The following is a 20,369-nucleotide window of genomic DNA, read 5'->3' on the forward strand; positions in this document are numbered from 1 at the left end:
CAAAAAAGGAGGCTACTGCGTACCTTTGATGACCGGGTGAAATTTTTGTTGCCGATCCATTAATTCGTTGTGACCTCCATCAACCACCAGCTAACACTTTTTGGCGTGCTGATTGCGGCGCTTCTGTGCGTCCCCCAGGCCATCGCCAGTCCGCCAGTCTACCCTCCACCTGCCGATACGACGGTGGCCATCCGCGCCATCGAAGGACTGCAATACGACGTGGTCCGCTTCGTGGTTGCACCCGGCACGCGCGTGACCCTGACGTTGGAAAACGACGACGACATGGCGCACAACATGCTCATTACGCAACCGGGCGAGCGTCTCGCCGTGGTGCAACGCGCGCTGACCCTCGCGCCCGCCACTAACTACATTCCCGACACGGCGCTGGTGCTGTTTGCGCTTCCGGTGGTAGAGCCTGGCGAAACCCGCACGCTGACCTTTACGGCACCGCAACAGGAGGGGGTCTATCCTTACGTTTGCACCCTGCCGGGCCACGGCTTTATTATGTACGGGGCCATATACGTACAAAACCTGCCGATGCCGCCGTTGGCCAACGATCCGCACATTCCGCCGCAGCGTGCCAAGGAGGGCGTGATCGCCCAACCGGAATCGCCACACCCGTACCCGATGCGGCTGCCGATGCTTTACCGGACGTTCATGCCCGAATGCAGTCCGGCCGCCATCGCTGTCGGCCTGCCCGGCGATTTGTCCTATTGCTGGGATGCGGGCCAGTGCCGCCTGCGCTACGCCTGGGCCGGGGGCTTTGTGGACAACACCGAGCACTGGAAAGGAAACGGCAACGCCTTTTCGAAGGTCATCGGTACGATCTATTACCGCGACTGCACGCCTTATCCCTGGGACATGGGCCAAACCGACAGCGTCCCGCAGACGCAGTTCAAAGGCTACCGGCTGGTGGAGCGCTACCCGGAATTCAACTACACCGTCGAAGGGGTGGAGGTACACGAACGAATTTATCCCCTGACCGATTCGGTCGGCTTGCGCCGGGAATTCCGGTTCGGACCCACCTCCGCACCGTTCTATTTGGCCACCACGCCGAACGATGGCGTCGTGTACCGTGCGTCGACCGGTACGTGGGAAGGCGCTCGGCTGAAACTACCGGCCGGAACGCGCACCCTGACCCTCGAGATGGTAAAATCCGCTCCCGAACACGTACACCCATGATGCTCTTACTTACCCTCTGGCTGGGCCTGACCACACCCCCGACGTCGGTGCCCGGAGATTCCATTCAGGACTATTACCGGCTCGAAACGGTGCCGACCCCGGCAGGTCTGGTGGCCGAAACAGGGGGCGTGGGTTTTATGCCCGACGGTCGTCTGGTGGCCTGTTACCACCGGGGGGAGGTGATGACCTACGATCCGGCTACCGACACGTGGAAGTTGTTTGCCGAAGGGCTGCACGATCCGCTGGGCATTCTGCCCGTCAGCAACGACGAGGTGCTGATTATGCAGCGCCCGGAACTGACGCGCGTACGCGATACGGACGGCGACGGCGTAGCCGATGTGTACGAAACGGTCACCGACGACTTCGGCATGTCGGGCAACTACCACGAGTTTGCCTTCGGCCCGGAACCGGACGGCCACGGAAATTTATTCATCGGCCTGAACACGGCCTCGAACGGGGCGGGCATTCGGGATGAAATTCGTGGTACGTTCAATCCACTGGGGCGGCCGGGGCGGATGTATTCGTGTGTGCCGTACCGGGGTTGGGTGATGAAACTGACGCCTGACGGTAACCTGGAGCCTTTCGCGCTGGGCTTCCGCTCGCCGAATACATTAGGCTTCGACGGCGAAGGGCGGCTGTTTGTGGCCGACAATCAGGGCGATTGGCTGGGCACCAGTAAGTTGTATCACGTAGAAAAAGACAAGTTTTACGGCCACGTCGCCAGTCTGGTCTGGAAACCCAGCTGGAACGTCGATCCGCTAACGTTGCCGGTCGCTACGCTCGACAGCCTGCGAACGCGGGCGGCGGTGTTGTTTCCGCACGCGATTATGGCCAGCTCGCCGACACAACCGATCTTGATCAAAGACGACCGGTTCGGGCCGTTTCAGGGACAAATGCTGATCGGCGAAATGAATGTGCCGCGTATCATCCGACTGATGCTGGAGGAGGTCGACGGGCAGATGCAGGGCGCTTGTGTGCCGTTTTACGACGGCGCCGGACTGCGGAAAGGGAACAACCGGCTCGTGTTCGGTCCGGACGGAAGCCTGTGGGTAGGGCAGAACGACCACGGGTGGGCCGGCGACGAAGGGCTGCAACACCTCACCTGGACCGGAGACGTCCCGCTGGAAATCAAAACGATGCACGTCACCAAAAAAGGGTTCGAGCTGGAATTTACACGTCCGGTCGACAAAGCCACGGCCCGCCGTCCTGAGGCGTACCCTTTCCAGCGCTACTACTACGAGTACCACCGCGACTACGGCTCCGATCAATTCGACAAGCAAGCGGTGCCGGTGACGAACGTAAAAGTCTCGAAAGACGGCCGGAAGGTAACGCTGACCCTGGCCGAGATGGTGCCCGGCTACGTGTATCAACTCGATGCGGAAGGCATCAAGGGTACCGACGGCACCCGCCTGGTGAACACGCTGGTGTGCTACACGTTGAACCGCCTTAAGAAGTAAGAAGGATCGGACAACATGCAAAAAGGCCGCCCCGTGGGGCGACCCTTTTGTTTCGAACCTAAACGCAACATTAATCAATCGTAATCTTCTGTTCGGGCTTCTGCGCTTCCGGCGATTTCGGCAGCGTGATGATCAGCACCCCATCTTCCTGCCGGGCTTTGATGTCGGTCGGGTCGACCTGCCCGTTCAGATTCAGCATGCGCTCAAACGATTTGATCGGGTACTCCTGACGACTAAAATTCGGCAGGTTTCCTTCGTCGACTGTGCGCGTGCCGCTGATGTAGAGCACGTCGTCGACGACCGAAATGGAGATGTTCTCTTTTGAGAACGTCACCGCATACACATACACCTCATAGAAAGTATCTTTTTCGACGATGTTGAGCGGAATGTTGTACTTGGGGCGGCGGTAAAAATTCTGCTGCATCCCTTTCCAAAACTTGTTAAAATGCTCGTAAGAGCCTCGTTTCCAGGCCGGTCCGAAGTCGGAGCCGCTGCCTGCGCCATAGTGTTTTCTGTACATAATTTTAGTGGAAAACTGGTTAGAAATTAAGGGTGTGTGCTGTAGTCGGATTCGGGCGGAGAAGCCGCACTGTGCGTCCAGGCGCGGAGTCCCCAGCCGTGTCGTTCCCCTGCACAAGGGGTATTTCGTTCGCGTACGTGCCACCGTCCTTCATGGAAGCGTCGGGGGCCGACCCAGGCCGTCAGGGTGCCGTACGTCAGCACCGCCGCGACGAGGGTAATCAACCATCGGCTGTTGCGTCGCATGAGGATCGCGGGTTAGAGGTCAACGGCTATGGGATGCCAACTGCCGCGCTGAGACGCTTCGCGACGCGTCAGCGACTGACGGAAATCGCGGTACTCCGCGTCGGACATGTGGCGAATCGCATCGGCAAACGTGGGGTGGATGCCGTCGTGGTCCGTACGCTGGCCGCACCCGTATGCGCGGTTATAGCGCCAGGAGCCGTACCCACCGCGGCGGCGGGCGAAGAACCGGACCAGCCCGAAAATAATCAGCAGGAAAAGCAGTCCCCTCAACAGAAGGAAGGGAGCCATGAAGAAGATCGCACCTAACGCGATGCCAATCAGGATCGGTTTTATTTCTCGTGGATTCATGAGGATGAAAGATAAAGTGTGTCTACAAGAGGGTAGACGCACGTCCCAAGAAATTACTTTACCCGATTTGAGAATTTTTTGAGAAAAGTATGAAGACGAACGATCGTACGTTTTAAAACACGATTCTCTCAAAAAGAAAACCCCGTTGCCGGAGCAATCGGGGTCTTTGCAAACTGCCGTTTTAGTCGGGTCGCATCCCGCCGGAGCGGTCGCCCCAGCGGGGCTTGCCACATCGTTTTTTCCACTCCTCTTTAAAACGGGCTTTCTCTTCCTGGCTCATGTTCATCCAACGCTCGCGCATCGAGGCGGCCCCACTCCACGGCGAGGCCCCCGCCTGAGACGAAGATGCCCACGGCGGGCGCCGCCATCCGCGGCGGCGGCGTCCGCCAAAATTTCCGAACAAAATGCGACAGAGGATCAACAGCCCCAGCGCCTGCCAGAACGTAAGGCGGCGGACCTCCGCCACCTCGGGCAAAATCGCGTTCCACAGCATCATCACCACCCCGGCCAACGCACTGAAAACCAGGGGGAACAACAGAAAAAAGAAAAATCGTTTGTGTCGCATGCCGCTTCTGTACCGATGCATTACCATGATCTCATAGTTACGATAAAAATTCGTTGTAGAGCGAAGCCAGCCGTCGGCGCAGGTGTTTGACGGCGTAGCCCTTCCGGGAAATGATTGTCTTTAGCTTTTCGCCCGTCTGGTCGGCGATCTGTTGCAACGTCATGTCTTCCAGCTCGTTCCAGATAAACACCTGCCGTTGGTTTTCGGGAAGTTCGTCCAGCGCGGCGAACAGTTCTTCCCAGAACGCATCGCGCAGAAATTCCAACTCGGGGTTGGTCGTGTCGGCCAGCAGAATCTCCTTGAACGAAAAGTCGCCGTCTTCGTCCTGATAACGAAAATCTTCCAGCGCTTCGGGGGTGCGTTTGCGGCTCCGGTCGATGATCTTGTTGCGCGCCACTCGGAACAGCCAGCCGCTCATCTGCTCAATTTCGTCAAGGTTGACCACGTTGCTCAGCTGATACCAGACTTCCTGCAAGATGTCTTCGGCGTCCTCGTCCGACTTCACCCGGCCCCGGATGAAACGAAACAGGCGCTTCCCGTAGTCGCTGACGATCTGGACAGTCTTTTGCCCAGGCGGCTCTCTTCGTACGTCGACAGGATCTTCCATAGCTTGCACTTGCAAGGAAGACGACGAAGCGCAGAAATTACTTTAAGGTTAGGACCGCAGGTTGCAGAAAAGGACAAAAGGTCGAAAAGTGCGGGCACAAAAAAAGCTTCACTTGTGAAGTGAAGCTTAAACTTGGGTGGTAAAACCGTATGGATTACGCCAGCTTTACGTCAACGGCGTTAAGACCTTTCTTCCCTTCTTTCAGGTTAAAAACTACTTCGTCGTCCTGACGGATCTCGTCGATCAGGCCCGTAACGTGTACGAAATACTCTTGAGACGAATTGTTGTCTACAATAAAGCCAAAACCTTTTGATTCATTGAAGAACTTTACTTTTCCTTGGTTCATTCTAGTGTAATTTGAAAATGCGTTTAAAGGTAACCAAATTATCGGTGAGGTCTGTGCTGTAGTGTGTGCATATTTAAAATAGCGGCACCGCCGGGGCGTGTTTGGCAACGCGCTGGCGGCGAACCGCATCACTCCACCACCATTTTTCGGGCCAGGTAGCGGCCGTCTTCAAACCAGATTTTTACGAAGTAAATGCCCTTTCGGAGCGCCCCTACGCGGATTTCGCGCTGCCCCGCGCCTGGCAGTGTACGCTCTGCGGCTCCCAGCACGTTGTAGACCACCACGTGCTGAATCGGGGCCTGGGCCGATACGGTAAATTGATCGGCGGTGGGGTTGGGGAAGAGCCGAACGCGCTGCTGGGCGTACTGATTGCCCGCCGCAGCGGTCGGGGCGCCTACCTGAATCGTGTGGGTCGTTACTTCATCCTCGTAGATCGCCTCGAAGTGCCACGTACCGGGCAGCGCTTCCGGCGACAGGAAAAACTGCCAGTACCAGTAAGAAGCCACGTAGTGCGGCTGGTCCAGGTTCATCGTCCAGTCGGTGGCCACGTTGCCGTTCGGGTCGAACAGCCTGAAACGCGTGACTTGCCCCTGGCGCTGGTCGTGGTAGTAGGCCGCGAAGTAGAACGTATCGCCCGGCATGAACTGATCCTGCACGTGCATCTCGTGGAGTTGGGGACAGGGGTTGAACTGCATCACCGCCCGGTGGGTCATCAGCGCGTTGATGCGCGAGTCGTAATACGGCTTTTGCTCGACCCACATCGAGGGGCGGTTGTTGCACGTACCCTGATACGGATCGAGCGTGTTCAGCTCAGGGTCGCGTACTTCGAAGTGCAGGTGCGGCCCGGTCGAGTAGCCCGAACTGCCCACGTATCCGATAAATTCGCCGGAAGCCACGTTGGCTCCGACGGGTTTCGGCGTGACGGAGTTTTTCTTGAGGTGGAGGTAGAAGCTGTAGGTGCCGTCCTCGTGCATCAGGATGACGTAGTTGGGTAACCCGCTGGCCGAACTGGTGTCGCAGCTCTGGTCGAACTCGCCGTCGTGCTTTTCGACCACCACGCCCGCCGCTGCCGCCACTACCTCGACCTGTTCGTCGGCCATCATGTTCATGTTGAACGGCCACAGAAAATAGTCGGTCCCCTGGTGCCCCTCGTACGTGCGTTGCTGGCAGTTCCAGTCGCCCAGCGTGGCGTCTGCGTGCAGGTCTACGTAGTTGCTGATGCCGTAATACGACGGGTAGTGGAAGCCTTCGGCCTGGCGCATGGGCCACGCGAACTGAGTAGCGGCCGCCGTAGCCTGCCGCAGGGCGGGGGCCAACTTTCCTTGTTTTCGGAGTTGCGCCACCCGGGTTTGGAGCGTACGCTCGATGGTCTGCAGCTGCGCGGGCGAAACACACGGCGAGGTCACGGCATATTCGCCGCCTCCCTGGAAGCGAAACGATTGGGCCCGGGTGGCAAACGTGGACAGCAAGAGGAGAGACGTGTAGAGGAGGGGTTTCATCGGGACGTGGGGTTTAAGTAGGAGGGTGGGATCGGAGGCATTTTAGGGTAAATCGTAGGGCGGGGCAAAAGGTCATCAGAAAAATCAATCTTCTTTTCCTAACCTTTTTTCATGGGACGAGTTTCTTGTGCAGAACGCTGCCGGAAATGCCCGATGTAACGACACAACGAACGGACGGCGCGTGCGTAAAAGCCTTCAACACAGACTTTTTATTTTACCTTTTTTTATGACGCAAACCCTAACGAAGCCCAAGCACCGTCGCAGACGGAACGAGGCTTCTCCTGAGAAACACCGCCCCGGTATGGGGGCTATTCTGTATAAAAACCGTAAAGGCGCAGCGTTCCGCGTATGGGCACCCAACGCTGACGCCGTCCACATCGCAGGAGATTTTAACGAGTGGGACGACAAAGCCACGCCTCTCGTCTCCGAAGGCAACGGGTACTGGTACGTCGACCTGCGCAACGCCCGGCCGGGGCAGGAATACAAGTACGTGATTAAAAACGGAAAGAATGTATTCCACAAGAACGATCCTTACGCCCGGAAGGTCACCAGCTCGATTGGCAACAGCGTAATCTACGACCCGGAGGCATTCGACTGGGGCAAAAAGAAATTCCAGATGGCACCGTGGAACGAGGTCGTGATCTACGAAATGCACATCGGAACCTTCAACGCCAAGCACAAGGACCGGCCCGGCGATTTCGCGTCGGCCATCGAAAAGCTGCCTTACCTGCAGAAACTGGGCATCAACGCCGTGGAAGTAATGCCAATTGCGGAGTTTCCGGGAGGCTACTCGTGGGGCTACAACCCGGCGCATCCGTACGCGGTCGAAAGCGATTACGGCGGTCCTGATGCGTTTAAGGAATTTGTCAAAGCGGCGCACGAACACGGCATCGCGGTGATTCTGGACGTGGTCTACAACCACTTCGGGCCTACCGACGTCGACTTGTGGCAGTTCGACGGCTGGTCGGAAAACGAGCTGGGCGGCATCTATTTTTACAACGATTGGCGTGCCGAAACCCCCTGGGGCAGTACTCGCCCTGATTACGGCCGCCCGGAAGTGCGCTCCTACATCGCCGACAACGTGATGATGTGGCTGGAGGAGTACCGCGTCGACGGATTGCGGTGGGACGGAACCGTTTTCATCCGGAACCAGAACTTCATGGGCGGTTCGGCTTCGGACCTGCCCGACGGCTGGAGCCTGATGCAGTACGTCAACGAACAGGTGCAGGCCAAACACCCCGGCAAGCTGATGATCAGCGAAGACCTGCAAGGAAACGAATGGCTCACCAAAACTACGGGCGAGGGCGGTGCCGGCTTCGGCAGCCAGTGGGACAGCAACTTTGTGCATCCGCTGCGCGAAGTCGTCATTACGCAGGATGACCACAGCCGCGACATGCACAAGCTCCTCACCGTTTTGGAGACGCGCTACGGCCTCGATTCGTTTGCGCGGGTGATCTACTCCGAATCGCACGACGAGGTGGCCAACGGCAAGGCCCGCCTGCCCGAAGAAATCTGGCCCGATAACGTAGACAGTTATTTTTCGAAGAAACGCTCCGTGCTGGGGGCCGCCATTGTGTTTACCGCACCCGGCATTCCGATGCTCTTTCAGGGGCAGGAGTTTCTGGAAGACAAGTGGTTTTCGGATACCGACCCGCTCGACTGGTCGCGCGTCAAGGAATTTTCCGGACTGGTCAACCTGTACAAGGAACTTATCAGCATGCGGCGGAACCTGAAGGGGCTCACGCGGGGCCTCAGCGGGCAGGAAATTCAGATCATCCACGTCAACCATGACATGAAGCTGATCGCGTTCCAGCGCTGGAAAGACGGCGGCTCAAAAGATACCACGGTGGTCATCGCCAACTTTTCCAACGAAACGCGGGGCGGTTACACCATCGGCTTGCCGCTGGGTGGGCAGTGGAAAGTACGCTTCAACAGCGACTGGGAAGGCTTCGACGAAGACTTCACCAACCAGTTCACCGGTCACCCCGAAGCGAAAGAAGGTGAGCGTGACGGCCTGCCGTTCCACGGAACGGTCGACGTCGGTCCCTACTCGGTTTTAGTTTTGTCGCAAGACTAAGCAACACTCAAAAAGAAAGGCTTTTCGATCGAAAAGCCTTTCTTTTTTTAGAACCCTATCGAACGGTCAAGGGAGTTGTCGACCTTTGCCCACCGCAGGGCTACTGGCCGGCAGGCGTCGGGTCACCTCGGCCCCGGTCTGCCACTCCAGCGTGCCGGCTTGTCCGCCAGCTTCCTGTCCGGTTGCGCGCGTGAGGGCCTCGATCGTGCGGTGCGTAATGTCGTATCCTTTGCCGCTGACAATGCCAATCAGCGGCTGGCGGTGTTGAGCATCCGTTGCGTAATAGTTACCCTTCAGCACATTATCGCCCGCTTTTTCGCCGGTAAAGACAATCATGTCGGCGTGCTTTCCTTCACCAATCAAATTGTCGGTGACTGTATTGTTTTTGAGTTCGAAAACTTTACGGGGCATGCCGTGCAAACAAACATTCACCCAGTTGTGCCAGACGGTGTTGTGTTCGACCACCGCCGCGCTTGACGCCGAAATGTAAATGCCGTGCTTTTTATTGTTCGTCACTAAATTATTGCGAATCAGGGCACCCACCTGATCACCGGGCAGGGGGTAGCTGATTTCGTACATGATGCCGTTGTCGTTCTCACTCACCTCGTTGTTCTCAATGGTGATGTCGCCAAAGCAGGTATCGAACCAGATGCCGTTTCCGCGGTTGCGTTTCACCACGCAGTTGCGAACCGTTACGTCGCGGCAGAGAGGGACGCATTTGATGCCACCGGCGTGCCAGATCGCCATAAAACGCCGGGTATTGTTGTCCGTTACGGTACAGGAATCGATCAGTATGTGCATGGGAGCCCGCGTGCGGGTGGCCACCGGGGCGAGCGGTTGCTGGTCGTCCAGTTGTCCGTTCATGTTAATACCCGAGTCGCCGTTGCGTCGAAACTGGCAGCGCCGCACGGTGTGGTTGTCGCCGGTAATTTTCAGGCCCATGAAGTCGCCGTCGTCGAAATTGCAGTCTTCGGCGGTCCAGTGGTGCGCACCGAGTTGCACCAAGTACGACGGAACGCCTTTTTCAGAGCCGTTGCTGTGGGCGAACCCAATGCCCTGCAGCCGCACGTGGGCCGCTTCCGGTCCCTCCAGCACAAACTTTTGCACGCTGGCCTCCATGAGGTGGGCGTTAGGATCGGCCCCGTCGGGAAGCTGGCAATACATCGTCTGCGTTGTGTGGTCATAATAAAAAGAGCCGGGTGTCAGGTCTTCTTGCGTTTCACCTACCGGTTTGAGAATCAGTTGGCCCAGGTACTTGCGGAAATGCCAGCCCGACTGTGACCCGACCTGTTGCAAAGGTTGCCCGTCCATAAAAAGCTGCTGGCTGTTGGTAGACCAGGGTGCCTGCCAGATGTTGTCGCGCCACACACGCCAGTCGTTGATTTCGGCCGACCCTTTGAGGAACGTCTTCTCCGGCCCCGCGCCCTGAAGTATCAAGGGCTGCTGGGCCGTGCCGCCGCGCGTAATCTGCAGTTCGCCTTCGCGGTACGTACCCGCCGCCAGGTGGATGGTGCCGCCCGCCGTGACGCGTTGCAGCGCCCGGCGCAGGGTTAGATAGGGGTGCTGTTGAGAGCCGTCAGCCGCGTCGTTGCCATTGGGCGCTACGTACACTTCGGGGGCCTGAGCGAGGGGCGTAAGGTTTGTGCGTGTCGCGGGCGAAGGCTTTTCGGGCGTGGCGGCGATATCTGCCTGAAGATGAGACGGAAGCGGTAAACTTTTCTGGTCTGGTGCAAGTTTATAAAAACCGAACCAGGCGAACAGAAGCGCAAATGCGCCGATCGCCAAGCTTATGCCAAGTTTACGAGGACCGATCATGCTATTGTTTAGATGAATATTCTGAGAGGGTACGAGAAACGGGAATTGGAAACGTAACAGGCTCTGACTCAATAAATTGTTTCTCTTCATATTATTTGGAGTATCGAATGATATTTGCTAAATAAGTAGGAAATTAGACTAAAATGAGGACAATGCGGAGGGTCCTTTATGAGTAAGTCTAATAGAAACTATCAAGTTTTGATGTAAGATATTTTCCTTTTGGGCATCGAATGGCGGCCCTTCAGGAAGGTGATTATTCTCTGTCAATAACCTAATACTACAAGGATCATACCCTTATGAACATCTCTACGTCGACTTTTCAATCGGTTCTGCTCATTGACGACAATAGCATTGATAACTTCATCAATAAAAAACTGATTGAGACGACAGGTGTCGCTGAACAAGTGGTGGTAATGGATTCGGGCGCTGGTGCTTTAGATTACTTAAAAACGCTGTCTACGTTTCCGGACGTGATTCTGCTGGATGTGCAGATGCCCGGCATGGATGGTTTTGCGTTTTTACAAGAGTATGCGAAACTGCCCGCAGAACTCACACAGCGCTGTACGGTATTCATGTTGTCGTCGTCCATCGATCACCGCGATCTGATTCGCGCGCGGGAAAATCCGCACGTGAAACGCTACTTTAACAAACCTCTTAACGTACAGGAACTGTTGGTTTATGCAACGGCCTGAAAAAAAAACGTCAAATCTCCAGGCAGAGATTTGACGTTTCGTCAGGAATGATTGCTACTTAAAGAGAAATAACGGAATTCTCTTCGCCGAACGGTGACGCCACGTATTTGTCGGCTTCTTCGTCGTTCAGCCAGCGGTCTTCGCCCAGCAGGTACCGAAACTGATACTCCTTACCGGTTTCCAGGTCGAGAGTGACGCCGAATGTGCCGTTTTTCTTGGGCTTCATTTGAGTAGAAGCTTTATCCCAATCGTTAAAATCACCGACCAGGAAAACCTTTTTCTCAGGGGTTACCGTCTCTTTCGCCAGTTCGAAAGTCGTTTGACAAACCGGTTTGCTCTTCAGAAACTTCTTTTTAATCATTTCTAGCAAATAAATTTAAAGTGAACCAAAATCGATGCGAATATACTAAGTAGTTGTTAATCAGCAACAAATGCTTAGGCGAATTTGCACTATTCGACGGTCGCTTGGTCGAGACGCTACGAAATGTTCAAACGCTGCCCTTTGAGGCAGTTACGCACGCGGCGAATCGAAGGTTGTGCGCGCAAAAGAGAAAAAAGCCCCTTTCTGACGAAACCTCTATCTTTGTTGTCTTTCTATCACCAACACACGACTACGGATTATGGGAATTTGGTTTCTGTGCAAATTGAGCTATCAGCAGCAAGAAGAAAACGGCAAAGTCACGAAGGTAAAAGAGCAGTATTTGATCGATGCCATGTCGTTCACCGAGGCGGAAGCGCGCGTTTACGAAGAACTGGGAAGCGCCCTGCCGGAGTTTATCTTGCAGAGTGTCAATAAGATGAATCTTCAGGAAATTTTCCACTACGAAGATCAGGAGACGTGGTACAAAGCCAAGGTCGTATTCATCGACGTTGATGAGAAAACCGGCAAGGAAAAGAAAACGGTGAACACCATGCTGGTGACGGCCGACAGCGTAAAACAGGCGTGCGAGCGCATCGAAGAGAGCCTCGGTACCCTGATGGTGACCTGGCAGATTACGGACGTAGGTCTGACGCCGATCATCGAGATTTTCCCCTACGTCGACGACCGCGAAAACAACGAAGACGTCCGCGCGTTTGCCGAGGAAGTCGACCTGGAGACGGGCGAAGTGGTGGCGGCTGCCGCTACGAGTGAATCGTCAGAGCCAGCTTAAAGAATAGATTATCGCCTATCCGAGACTGGGCGTAGGGACCTATCCGAAGGAAGGCCCCTGCGCCCAGTCCTGCTTTCAGGCCGGGCACTCCCAGCACCAGCACATCGCTCAGAAACAGCCCGCTTTCGTAATACCCGTTTTTAAGCGTACGAATCGGTATGCCCCGGTGGTAGTCCGGGTGGCGCAGCCCACCGAACCCTACGTTGCTGATGGCTTCGAGCGCAGGTTGGAAAAACAGACTTCCTTCGTAGAGCCGCCCGAAATCATGCGACAGAAACAGGTAGAGGTACCGGTCGGCCACAAATTCGTTGTAGCGCATGGTCTCGAAGCTGTTGTGCGTCACTACCGAGCCCGGACTGAAACTGCCCGGTGCGTTGTAGAGGATGGGATACGGCAACGCACCGTGGGCCTGCCCCACCTGCAACTGCCAGCCGAACCGCCCCACCACGGCCAGAGGAATGGTTTGCCGCAGACGCAGATCCCAACGCTGGTAGCGGTAATGACCGTTGAACGCCCCGCGGAGGCCTTGCGCAAACTGCAGCCACAGCTCCGGGTAAAGGGTGCCGAGCGAAAGCCGATCGAGCGGCGTGCGAATGAACCGTTCGCCGAACGACCAGCGCACACCGGCCTGCCATTCCGCAAACTGGAAGTGCGTCAGAGGCAACTCCCGGTACTGATACGTGTACTGCGGTTCCCGCTCGAACTGGTGCAGCCCCAGCTGAAAGTACACGTTCTGGTACGGTTCGGCTTCGACCGAGAGTTGTAGACGTCGGACCCGATCCATGCGGTTGAAACGGTAGGGGCGCAGGCGTTCGCTGAGGTACTGCGGCTTGTCGAAGGCAAACGCCAGCCCACCGGGTTCGTCGATGTCGTCCTGAAACGCAAAAGTACCTTCCAACGGCAACGCCAGCCAGGGTTGCCACGTGCCGTCGAAGCCCCACTTGAACGCCTGGTCGCGAAAGCCCCACCCCACATACGCACCCCCCGCCAGTGTTTCCGAAAGGCGCTGGTTGGTATGAAAGCCAAAGCCCAGGCGCAGCCCTTCGTAGTCGTTGAAACGCGCCACGCGGTTCAGGTCGATGTACACCGAACGGTACGGAATGCGGCCGCCGTACAGCAGCTCTCCGGCCGTTAACCAGCGGTCGAAGCGCTCAATGGTCGCCACCGTATCGTACAGGTGGTACGTGTTCTGGTCCTCCTGCGTCAGGGGGTAGGGGCGGTGCGCCTGCCAGTAGTCCGGGGGCTGCACGGCCGCCCCCGGGTCGTAGTCCAGGGCGAACTCGTCGAAACGGCGGCGCGGCAACTGTACCCGCGGTGCGTAGTCGAGCAGACGCGTGTCGGCCGTCGCCCCGAAGCGCAGCCGATAGGCCGTCACCTGATCGACCGAGAGCTGCGTGCGTGTAACGACGGGCACAAGTCCGCCGCTCCCCTGCGGCGCGAATTGCTGGTAGATGTGTTCCGTGACTTTATCGGGTGAGTCGCGCAGCCGCTCGTCCGGTTCGGCCACCAGGTAGCGGACCTGTCCGGTCCGGTGCTGGATGTAAAGCAGCCCGCGTAGGCCTTTCATGAGGCGGGGGGCGTGGGCATTGTACCGCACGACGTACAGGGCATCGGACCCTGTACCGGCCGTATCTACTACCTCAAAATGGTAAAATCGGGCGGTAAGGTGGTGTAGGGGGCCTACATAATCGGTGCCGGCCAGGGGCAAATATGCATCGAACGGAGAGAAGGGCTGGGTTTGCAGAGCATACGCCAGCGGCGAGGCGTAATCGATGCCCGACGCTTGTACGGCCTGGATGACTTGCTTGTCGTGCAGTGGGCCGCGGCGGTGCCGGTCCACGACCGATTCCATCAGGAACAGATGCCGGTCGGCCCCGAACTGAGGCGGTAACTTTTCCAGTCCAAACCGCTTTCCCCACCGCCGGGCGAGCTGCTGCACCGCTTCCGGATTTTGCAATGATACGCTCAGGCGTGTGTACTGACTGAGCGAAAAACGGTGGCGCAACGGGTCATGGCGCGGCTGTGTGGCGAGCACGGCATCGATCAACCGGCGGGCCTGGGGCGTAGTGCTGTCTGCCCGCACCACCCACAGGTAGCGGTTCATGTCGATGCGCAGGGAATCTTCCGTCTTTTTGACGACGTGGTACCCGGTGCGGTGCAGCGGCAGGCGGAACTCGAGCCGGTCGCCGATCCGGAGGGAATCCAGGGTAAAATTGCCGTCGACGTCGGAAATCTGGAAGCGTTCGCCGGCGTTGACCTCCACTACTACGAACGGTAGCGGCTTTTGTGTAAAGGTTTCGCGTGCCTGGCCCCGGACCGAAAGGGTTTGGCCCTGGGCAATGCCTTTCGCCAGCACGATCATGATCAGCAGCAGGAGCGGGCGGAAACAAAAATGCATGCAGGCAGACCTTCTAAACAAAGCCACAAACGTACTCAATGCCGAAGGATGCGCGCAACTGCAGGACGCCTGTTCGGTGCCAGGGCAAAAATGCTTTGCCGAGTAATGAATTTCATAAGTCAATACTGCCACATCGAATGCCAGGACACGAGCATATTCGGCCGAACTGGCTCATCCTGCGTAACTTACCAGACGTAAGAGGAAGAAAGTTGCGGTATCTCTCTAACTTTAGCTGACTATGGATTTATGTGAACTGAAGATTTCAGACGAAACGCGGTGGCAACGACATCCGTGGGAACAGGCGCGCCTGGAAGTGATTGTGGAGTTGCTCGACAGCCTCGGGGGAGACGTTACCGATCCTATGAACGTGCTGGACCTGGGCTGCGGCGATTTGTTCGTAGCCCGGCAACTGACCGATTTTTTCCCGCAGGCCCGGTTCTTTTGTGTGGACATTGCGTTTGAGCCGGCGTTGAAACAAAAATTGCAGACGCAACTTCAGAAAGAAGGCCTGGCGAACCGGATTCGCCTTTACGCATCGCTGGAAGAACTGGAGGCCGATGCCCGCGTGCCTAACCAAATGGACCGGGTGTTGATGCTGGACGTGCTCGAACACATCGAAGACGAGATCGGCTACCTGCGGTTTGTCAATACCTTCGCGTTTATCACCTCGGCCACGCGCTTTGTCATCACCGTGCCCGCCTGGCACTGGCTCTACAGCCGTCATGATGCTTTCTTGCGCCATTTCCGTCGGTACACGACACAAAAATTAGAGAAGCGCGTGACGCGCGGCGGCCTTCGCCCCCTCGAAAGCGGGTACTTTTTCTCTACGCTGCTGTTGCCACGGTTGGCGCAGTGGGGCTGGGAAAAGCTGGCTGCGCCCACGCGGCGGGTTCGAGGCATCGGTGCCCACCAGGGGCATCCCTCGGTCGACGGCGTGGTGCGCGATACCCTGATTGTCGACTTTCGGATCAGTCGCGTATTACGACAGATTGGTGTGCGCCTGCCCGGGCTCTCCTGTTACGCGCTATGTCGACAACAGGCGTCGTAATTCCGTGCTACAACGAGGCGCACCGCTTGCCGGTCACGGCATTTCGCCAGTTTGCCGCTCAGTACCCCGAGATCTGCCTGTGTTTTGTCGACGACGGCAGCAGCGATGCTACGTACTCCATGCTGCAGGCACTCCGGCAAGGGCAGGAAGCGCGCGTTTTTGTCATACGCATTGAAACCAACCGAGGAAAAGCGGAGGCCGTACGGCGGGGAATGCACTTTTTGCTGGAAAACACCCCACTGACTTGCCTGGGCTTTCTGGATGCCGATCTGGCGACCCCACCCGAGGGATTTATGGCGCTTTGTCATCACCTGCTGACGCACAAGCAGTACCAGGTAGTGACCGGCGCACGCATCCGGCGCCTGGGCGCCGAAATCGAACGGTCGGCGGCCCGGCACCTCATCGGGCGTGTGATGGCTACCGGCATCAGCCTGATGCTGCAGCTGCCGTTTTACGATACCCAGTGCGGTGCCAAAGTATTCACACGCGAAATAGCAGCCCTCCTGTTCGCCCAACCGTTTTGCAGCTCATGGCTTTTTGACGTAGAACTCTTTTTCCGATTGCAACAACACGAAGGCCTGGCCCGCACGCGACAACTGGTCTACGAGTATCCATTGCCCCGCTGGTCCCATCGGGCCGGTTCTAAAATCACCTACCGCGACGGCTGGCAGGTTGTCCGCGAGTTGTATCGCATCTGGCACCGCTACCGAGGCGTGGGGGGAGCGACCCTTACGCCGGTGCAAACAACAGATTGAGGAGACCGAAAAATTCGGGCCATGTCGTTGCGGCGAAAGCGTAATGAAACGGACCCCAGTAAATGTAGGTCAGCTTGAGGTTGTAGAAGATGAAAAACAGCATGAAGGCCCCCATCACGTAGTTGATCCGGTACCCGGAGCGCAGCAGAAAATTGATAAAATAGGCCAGGGGCAACGCCAGTAGGGGGAGGTACTCCACAAAGCAGCGGTGTCCAAAGGCTCCCCCGAACCACCACGACCACCAACTGCTGAATACATAGATTGCCGCTGCCAGGATAATCAGTACAGCTATGCTGCTGAACCGTCGTTTGAACAAAGCTTCGAACAGCCCGACCAGCGCAAACAGCATGATGGGGCTGTACAGGAGCCAGCCGTTGCGTGAGCTGAACAACACCTGCAGGACTTTGGGCTCATTCCAGTAGATAAAAGACTGATTCCCATAAGAATACATAATCCAATGCCCGGTTACGTGGTGCCAGTACAGCATTTGGGGGAAGAGCAGCGGAAGCGCCGCCAGCGGAATCAGGCAGAAGGAACCAAAGTGTCGAACGATGTGCAGGATACGAGCTTTGAACTGTGACCAGCTATGCACCTCGTACAGCAGCAGGTAGAGCCCGAAGACGGCATTATTGGGTCGGATGAGGGCAATCAATCCACAACAAACGCCATACAGTACGAATATGCCCCGGGTGGAATTGTCAGAGAGCAACCGAGGTGTGAGGTAGAGCAGCAGCGACACCAAAAAAAATGAATACACATGCGACATGCCCGATTCCACCACCGTATAGTAAAACAAATTGGTGCCTAGGTAGAGGCACGTCAGATTAAGGAGCGCGACCGCAGTGGAAAAATGCCGCCGGATGACGCGAAACAGAAGGTAACAGGCCAGCGTGGCGTAAAAGGCCGCAGCAAGTTTGATCGCGATAGCGTAGGGGGCGGAGTAACCGGTGGCTGGCGCATCGGTCAGGAGGGCGTATACATGGGCCAGCAAAAAGAAAGGCAACTGCAACAGGGCCACCCCGCAGGTGTAGGGCGTGAAAATCTTTTCGGTGCCCGGGTAAAACTGAAACTGTGAGGAGCCCGTCTTGGCCAGAAATCCTTCGAAGCCGCCGTGAATCAGCAGCGCGGGCAGGTAAAGATAGTAGCCCTCTGCGTCGGACCAGATGACACGCGTGACGTGCATGCCCCGGTACGAAACGCTGAGCAAAACCAGCACAAGGCAGAGGAACGGCAACAGAGAAACGGCTGAAAACTCGAAACGTCGAGGCAGGGAAAGAGGCTTCATAGAACGATGAAAGAGCGGAGGCGTTTAAGACTCCTTATGCAACGTCAAATGCTGTTTGGGGTGTAGAAATCATAATCGGTTGGTACGTAGGCAGGGAGTTTGCTCCGTTCATCGGAAAGGCCACTTTCTACAATCCGCCAACGTGCCCAGGCCCGCGAATGCCGTGAAGATACGCAGTGGTAGCTGAAAATCAGGAGCAAACCGAGACTTCCCTAACCCTTGGGCAGGTCGGCTGTGCCGTGGCCGGTTCAGTAAGTTTTTTCCCGGGATAGCAATTAAGTTTGCTGCCAATGCTGCAACTCAACATCGGCCCTTTGGGTTTTCGTAGGCACCAGGCGGTGATGCTTGGCCTATTCATCGTCGAGCTAGGATTTTACACCGTCTATGCCAACCGCCTCGGTCCCTACCTAAGTGCATCGCTCTTTTTTGTAAGCTCGCTGGGCATCGGGTTGTACCCGCTGTGGTGTGCCCGGCAGGCGCCCTATTCGCCCGATCGCTTGCAGTTTCGTCAGGTCACCGTTCCCCGCTTGTTAGTCGGGCAAGTGCTGTTTGGACTAGGGGCGGTGGTGTTGGCCGTAAAGCAGTTGGCCATCATCCGTGCGTTTCCGCTGGATTACCACCTTTCCGACGTCATTCCTTCGGTCGATCAGTTCGTAACGCGCTTTTTGCAGGGAGAAAAGGTCTACGGACGAGACATTGCGTACCCCGAATATTCGATTATTCCCAACTACCTGCCTTTCCAATGGCTGCCCATGACCTTCTCGAAGTGGGCACAGATCGATTTGCGGTGGTCGGCCTTGCTGATGTGTGTGACGGGCATCGTTGCTTACGAATGGGCCGTGCTGAAGGCGAACGTACGTTGGGGACCTCTTCTCGGCTGGCTGGCCCTGCCTCTGGTCGCCCTGGGCCTGATGATGCAGCACCGACCCGATGTGTTTGGGTACACCGTAGAACCCATGGTCATGGGCTATTACTTGCTGCTTGGTTGTAGCCTGATGAGCCGGTCGATCGGCTTCCGCGCGGTGGCACTGCTACTGTGCGGCTTGTCGAGGTTTTCGCTGCTGTTGTGGGTGCCCCTCTACCTGCTGATTCTCTTTTGCGAGGAACCCCGCGCCCGAACCTGGCGTCTGCTGGCCTATTGCGTCGTCGGCGTGCTGTTGGTGTACATCATTCCCTTCATGTCACAAAACTGGACTGCTCCCTTCCGGGCCATGCAGGCCTACGAAACGGCCGCTCTGGGCGAATGGGCCGGACAGGCCTGGCAGGAGCCCGGGGCCAAGCCATTCCAGTTGTTCCAGGGTTACGGCTTTGCCGCATTTTTCCACGACTTTGGCGGAGGGGCTTTGCTCGACCGCCTGCACAGCCTGCAGCGGACACACCTTTGGCTTTCGCTGGCGGCAGTCGTGGCCATGGGCGTGCTGTTTTTCCGGTACCGTCGCCGCATCGACTCCCGCTACTTTGCGCTGATTAGCCTGAAGGTCTACTTCGCTTTTTTCTACAATTTCATCCAGGTGCCCTACGGCTACCTTTTCATCGTGCCCGTAATGCTTTCGGTCGTGGTGATTTTCTTCCTGCCGTTTGCGCGGTCGGCCAGCACCGAGGTGCCGTTAGATCAGCCGGAGATTCACGGCTGAGTCGCTAAAAACGCGCGTGCGCGTTCCAAGTTAGGCTGGGTAGCTTCTATAAAGCGGTAGAATGCGGTGTGGCGATTCAGCCCAAACGAAGCGCTGCGTTGCCGGGTGAAGAAGACCCCGATGACCTCCTCGATCTCTGCCGCCGTATTAACATGCTCGTGCCGCATCAGTACCTGGTAGTCAAGACCATGTTTTTGGGTGAATTCATATCCTGTTACTTGGGTTCCCAAACGCCAAAGCCACGTGCCTTCGTTGGGAATAGAAATCCGCAGGCTGCCCTGAGAGGCCAGCAGTAATGCAGCTTTGGCCACTACCGTCGGCAGATCGGTGATGTGCTCGAAGGTAGCCACTGCGGTGATGCGGTCGTAGCGGGCATCCGCGGGCACCTCCCGAATGTCGTCGTAAAAATGACGCACCTCGTGCTGGTACGGAGAGTGCTCGTACAGGCTGTGGAAGGGTTCAATTACGTCATAAGGAAACGAGTTGGCCTCGTAAGGGATCTGGTTGAGGGTACCCGCCCCGATTTCCAGAGTGGCGAAGTTGCGCTTCTGGCCTTTCAGGTCTTCGGCAACTTTGCGGTGCAACCACCGCTCCAGTTGTTGCGAAACGGAGGTCGCTTTGGTGTTGCCCTCCCGGTTGTCGAGGTAATGCTGGGCATAGATGGCTTGGTAAGGGGGGGGCAGCGGGGGCCGTTTCTTGGGAAATCGCTGTAAAATGGGGAATTCGTTTTCGAGCGCCATAAGGT

At 56.8% G+C, this 20,369-nt stretch carries 20 protein-coding genes; 8 read left to right on the forward strand and 12 right to left on the reverse strand.

The genetic code is table 11. The features are described from left to right. Positions 1-69: 69 nt before the first annotated feature. Positions 70-1,182: a plastocyanin/azurin family copper-binding protein gene (locus BLR44_RS00780; RefSeq protein WP_245705938.1), complete on the forward strand. Its 1,113-nt coding sequence runs from the start codon at positions 70-72 to the stop codon at positions 1,180-1,182. Beyond that, on the forward strand, positions 1,179-2,639 hold the full coding sequence (locus tag BLR44_RS00785) for a DUF7133 domain-containing protein (protein ID WP_245705939.1): 1,461 nt from the start codon (positions 1,179-1,181) through the stop codon (positions 2,637-2,639). The genes BLR44_RS00780 and BLR44_RS00785 overlap by 4 nt, the downstream gene beginning before the upstream one ends. Before the next feature lie 70 nt (positions 2,640-2,709). Here BLR44_RS00785 and BLR44_RS00790 read toward each other — a convergent pair whose 3' ends face one another. The 7 genes from BLR44_RS00790 to BLR44_RS00815 form a co-directional block, all read right to left on the reverse strand. After that, positions 2,710-3,159 (reverse strand): Hsp20/alpha crystallin family protein, encoded by a 450-nt coding sequence (locus BLR44_RS00790; protein WP_089677942.1) that lies wholly within the window; start codon positions 3,157-3,159, stop codon positions 2,710-2,712. A 26-nt stretch (positions 3,160-3,185) separates the two neighbouring features. After that, entirely contained in the window at positions 3,186-3,404 is a 219-nt protein-coding gene (locus BLR44_RS28465) for a hypothetical protein (RefSeq protein WP_143017046.1), read from the reverse strand. Between the two features lie 12 nt (positions 3,405-3,416). Continuing rightward, positions 3,417-3,752 (reverse strand): hypothetical protein, encoded by a 336-nt coding sequence (locus tag BLR44_RS00795; RefSeq protein WP_089677944.1) that lies wholly within the window; start codon positions 3,750-3,752, stop codon positions 3,417-3,419. Between the two features lie 181 nt (positions 3,753-3,933). Beyond that, on the reverse strand, positions 3,934-4,317 hold the full coding sequence (locus BLR44_RS00800) for an HMG-box domain-containing protein (protein WP_089677946.1): 384 nt from the start codon (positions 4,315-4,317) through the stop codon (positions 3,934-3,936). Positions 4,318-4,354: 37 nt separating this feature from the next. After that, entirely contained in the window at positions 4,355-4,924 is a 570-nt protein-coding gene (locus BLR44_RS00805) for an RNA polymerase sigma factor (protein ID WP_089677948.1), read from the reverse strand. A 154-nt stretch (positions 4,925-5,078) separates the two neighbouring features. Next, positions 5,079-5,270 carry a cold-shock protein gene (locus BLR44_RS00810; RefSeq protein ID WP_089677950.1) on the reverse strand — a complete coding sequence of 64 codons (192 nt, stop codon included), beginning with the start codon at positions 5,268-5,270 and terminating at the stop codon, positions 5,079-5,081. A 128-nt stretch (positions 5,271-5,398) separates the two neighbouring features. After that, entirely contained in the window at positions 5,399-6,769 is a 1,371-nt protein-coding gene (locus BLR44_RS00815; protein WP_089677952.1) for a peptidoglycan DD-metalloendopeptidase family protein, read from the reverse strand. Positions 6,770-6,995: 226 nt separating this feature from the next. Here BLR44_RS00815 and BLR44_RS00820 point away from each other — a divergent pair, with 226 nt between their 5' ends. After that, the gene (locus BLR44_RS00820) at positions 6,996-8,846 is read left to right on the forward strand and encodes an alpha-amylase family glycosyl hydrolase (RefSeq protein WP_218126982.1); all 1,851 of its coding nucleotides are present in this window, start codon (positions 6,996-6,998) and stop codon (positions 8,844-8,846) included. Between the two features lie 66 nt (positions 8,847-8,912). Here the strand turns inward: BLR44_RS00820 and BLR44_RS00825 are convergent, their stop codons facing one another. Beyond that, entirely contained in the window at positions 8,913-10,631 is a 1,719-nt protein-coding gene (locus BLR44_RS00825; protein ID WP_218126983.1) for a right-handed parallel beta-helix repeat-containing protein, read from the reverse strand. Between the two features lie 326 nt (positions 10,632-10,957). On the opposite strand from BLR44_RS00825, the gene BLR44_RS00830 reads away from it, so the two are divergent. Then, positions 10,958-11,353 (forward strand): response regulator, encoded by a 396-nt coding sequence (locus BLR44_RS00830; RefSeq protein ID WP_089677958.1) that lies wholly within the window; start codon positions 10,958-10,960, stop codon positions 11,351-11,353. 58 nt (positions 11,354-11,411) lie between these two features. Here BLR44_RS00830 and BLR44_RS29250 read toward each other — a convergent pair whose 3' ends face one another. Beyond that, positions 11,412-11,714 carry an isoamylase early set domain-containing protein gene (locus BLR44_RS29250; protein WP_089677960.1) on the reverse strand — a complete coding sequence of 101 codons (303 nt, stop codon included), beginning with the start codon at positions 11,712-11,714 and terminating at the stop codon, positions 11,412-11,414. A gap of 259 nt (positions 11,715-11,973) precedes the next feature. On the opposite strand from BLR44_RS29250, the gene BLR44_RS00840 reads away from it, so the two are divergent. Next, the gene (locus tag BLR44_RS00840) at positions 11,974-12,504 is read left to right on the forward strand and encodes a DUF4494 domain-containing protein (protein ID WP_089677962.1); all 531 of its coding nucleotides are present in this window, start codon (positions 11,974-11,976) and stop codon (positions 12,502-12,504) included. Here BLR44_RS00840 and BLR44_RS00845 read toward each other — a convergent pair. Beyond that, positions 12,476-14,902, reverse strand: a complete 2,427-nt coding sequence (locus BLR44_RS00845) for a DUF5686 family protein (protein ID WP_089677964.1) — start codon at positions 14,900-14,902, stop codon at positions 12,476-12,478. The two genes, BLR44_RS00840 and BLR44_RS00845, sit on opposite strands and share 29 nt — an antisense overlap. A 238-nt stretch (positions 14,903-15,140) precedes the next feature. Here BLR44_RS00845 and BLR44_RS00850 point away from each other — a divergent pair, with 238 nt between their 5' ends. Next, positions 15,141-15,950 (forward strand): methyltransferase domain-containing protein, encoded by an 810-nt coding sequence (locus BLR44_RS00850; protein ID WP_089677965.1) that lies wholly within the window; start codon positions 15,141-15,143, stop codon positions 15,948-15,950. Further along, a complete protein-coding gene (locus BLR44_RS00855; protein WP_089677967.1) occupies positions 15,929-16,705 on the forward strand; it encodes a glycosyltransferase in 777 nt (258 codons plus the stop codon). The genes BLR44_RS00850 and BLR44_RS00855 overlap by 22 nt, the downstream gene beginning before the upstream one ends. On the opposite strand, the gene BLR44_RS00860 is transcribed toward BLR44_RS00855, so the two are convergent. Then, positions 16,680-17,990 carry a hypothetical protein gene (locus tag BLR44_RS00860; RefSeq protein WP_089677968.1) on the reverse strand — a complete coding sequence of 437 codons (1,311 nt, stop codon included), beginning with the start codon at positions 17,988-17,990 and terminating at the stop codon, positions 16,680-16,682. The genes BLR44_RS00855 and BLR44_RS00860 overlap by 26 nt on opposite strands. A gap of 290 nt (positions 17,991-18,280) precedes the next feature. Here BLR44_RS00860 and BLR44_RS00865 point away from each other — a divergent pair, with 290 nt between their 5' ends. Continuing rightward, a complete protein-coding gene (locus BLR44_RS00865; RefSeq protein ID WP_089677971.1) occupies positions 18,281-19,624 on the forward strand; it encodes a hypothetical protein in 1,344 nt (447 codons plus the stop codon). On the opposite strand, the gene BLR44_RS00870 is transcribed toward BLR44_RS00865, so the two are convergent. Continuing rightward, complete coding sequence (locus tag BLR44_RS00870; RefSeq protein WP_089677973.1) at positions 19,615-20,364, reverse strand: methyltransferase domain-containing protein; 750 nt, start codon at positions 20,362-20,364, stop codon at positions 19,615-19,617. The genes BLR44_RS00865 and BLR44_RS00870 overlap by 10 nt on opposite strands. Positions 20,365-20,369: the final 5 nt, after the last annotated feature.

Source organism: Catalinimonas alkaloidigena (genome assembly GCF_900100765.1).
Lineage (GTDB): Bacteria > Bacteroidota > Bacteroidia > Cytophagales > Flexibacteraceae > Mooreia > Mooreia alkaloidigena.